1 protein-coding gene is annotated in these 2,543 nt (G+C 38.5%); it reads right to left on the bottom strand.

The genetic code is table 11. The features are described from left to right. Positions 1-455: 455 nt before the first annotated feature. Complete coding sequence (locus LC574_RS35210; protein WP_229458263.1) at positions 456-2,435, bottom strand: scytonemin biosynthesis sensor histidine kinase; 1,980 nt, start codon at positions 2,433-2,435, stop codon at positions 456-458. Positions 2,436-2,543 lie beyond the last annotated feature (108 nt).

Here is a 2,543-nt window from a genome sequence, read left to right on the forward strand (position 1 = left end):
GATACTATCAACATCAAACCGCTTTGCGGAGTCATTAGTCATTAGTTATTAGTCATTAGTCCAAGAGATACCACGCCCACTCTTTACCGTGGTTTGAATTAGTCCGATATCATTAGTTTTTTTCGCCCACCCAACGACTTGCTCAGGGTGGTAGCGAGGGGCGAGGTATGTACCAAAAACTCTTTATCAAAAGAATTATGAATTAATACGGAAATATTTGACTGGATGCAAATTATTCTTTGTATAGGATTCCTATTTGATTTTTGAATAAACACCGTACACCTCGAAAAGCCTGATTCCTTACTCCCTACTCCCTACTCCCTACTCCCCACCTACGCAAATAAGTTCAAAAATAAAATCGGATTGCTATATGTAAATAGGCATGAGATTAATTACTTTCTTCCGAGAGTTATGATTGTTAAGCTGTTAATTAAGAATTCTCTTAATTTCAACATTCATAACTCGGAACTACTAAACTCTGATTTGATTAATGGCAACATCACAGTAAACGTAGTACCCAGATTAAGTTGACTTTCTACAAAGACTTGACCGAGATGTAAATCTACAAGGGTTTTAAGAATTGATAGCCCTAATCCAGTACCAGATATACTATCAATATTACTACCACGGTAAAATGGCTCAAATATTCGTTGTTGATCTGCTACCGAAATACCGATCCCCCTATCTTTGACCTGAAAAATTACTTTCTCATTTTTGCAAGAAAGTTTAAAATCAATTGCAAAGTGCGAGGGAGAATACTTGATTGCATTGTCGAGTAAATTCTTCAGAATCGGCTCTAACAGTTTTTTATCTATGCAGGCTGTTAAAGAGTTATCTTGACTTACAAAATTAATTGGAATTTGGCTAACGCTCATCTGCATTTGGGCAACTAAATCATTACAAAATCCTACTAACTCAAGTGGTTTTGGTTCACAGTTGATTTTTGCTGCTTCTGCCTTAGAGAAGAACAAAATATCATCCAACATCTGACTGAGTTGTTCGGTAGCTTTTTGAATGTGATCTAGTAGTGGTTGTATTTTCTTCTGTGTACGTTTGTCTACTTCTTCCTTTAATAAGCTATTAGAAAATGAAACAATATTTAGTGGTGTACGGAATTGATGGCAAACCATAGAAAGAAAACGCGCTCTCAGTTCGCTAAGTTGTTTTGCTTGTTCTAAAGCTTGGTTAAGACCTAATTCTGCATATTTGTAATCAGTAATATCAATGCCTGCAATCAGTTCGACTGAGTTTCCCCCAAAATCTAGCACTCCATCCAACATGGCAACCGCGCAAGCTAGCCAGCGCTCCGTGCCGTTTTTTGTCAAAATATTTATCTCCTGGTATTCAAAATTAGCTGCTTCAGCCTGCCTGCGTACCTGCCTACGTTTTTTGCTTTTAATCAGTCGGCGCAGTTCAAAACCTGTTAGCAGTTCCTCTTCTGTGTAACCAGTGAGCTTCTCCACTGCTGGATTTATGTAGCAAAGTCGCGTGCCTTGAATCAGAAAAGTGCTAACATCTGTTGTTTCTGCTAAAGTCCGAAATCTAGCTGCGTTCAACCGCAATGCTTCTTCAGTCTGTTTCGATTCAGTAATGTCCCAAATACTCCACACTCTACCAATAATTTTGCCATCAAGCCACTGAGGCTTAGAGTAGTGTGCAAAAACTCTTCCATCGTTCAACTCCAAAATGTCGTAGCTCTCGAAATCAGATTGGCTAGACACTTCCCAAATCAGCCGACTAAAGGCTTGGGGATCTTTAAGTTGGTTCTCAAAAAATGCTTTGCATTGAGGACATTTTTTAGATAATACTAGGGACTCCGGGATCTGCCACATATCCACAAATTTCTGATTCAAGCTCAGAATATCTCCCTCAAAGTTAACTGCAACAATACCAATGGCAGTAGATTCGAGAGTAGAACGAAGTAAAGAAAGAGATGTTTCTAGTTCTACTTCTTTTGCCTTGAGTTGAGAAAATTCCTGTTGCAAATTGTCTTTGGCATCCCTTAATTCATCAGTCCACTTTTGCACGCTCATTTCTACTATTTCATCACTTATCTCACGAGCAAAAGCACAGCCAAATTCTATATCTTGTTGTTTTACATAGCTAATGGATATTTCTACCAGAAATATCCGACCTCTTTTTGTCCGGTAGCGAGATTTAAAGGTAAGAGAATTCTGTGAGCTAATATCTGACCAATTGTGTAGAGAAAAGTCTACATCTATATCATGTAGCCTCATGGAAAGTAATTCCTCACGGGAATACTCAGTCATCCGGCAAGTGGCATCGTTGACGTAGAGAAACTGTCCGTTTTCTCCTAAACAGAAGGCAGCATCTACAGCGTGATTTATTAGGAAGTGAGCAAACTTCATCTCTACTTCTGGTTGTAGCACCCATTGATTGCTTGATCTAGCTAATGTATAATCGCCAGAATTCATATTCCTACTTCCTCCTGGTAATCAATCGGTACCATAGCCATTAATGAGTTAATAGTCATAACTTACTAAAATCTTTGGGTCACCGTTAGGCTGTTCAAAAATAAGATT

Source organism: Nostoc sp. CHAB 5715 (assembly GCF_020829685.1).
Taxonomy (GTDB): Bacteria; Cyanobacteriota; Cyanobacteriia; order Cyanobacteriales; family Nostocaceae; genus Nostoc.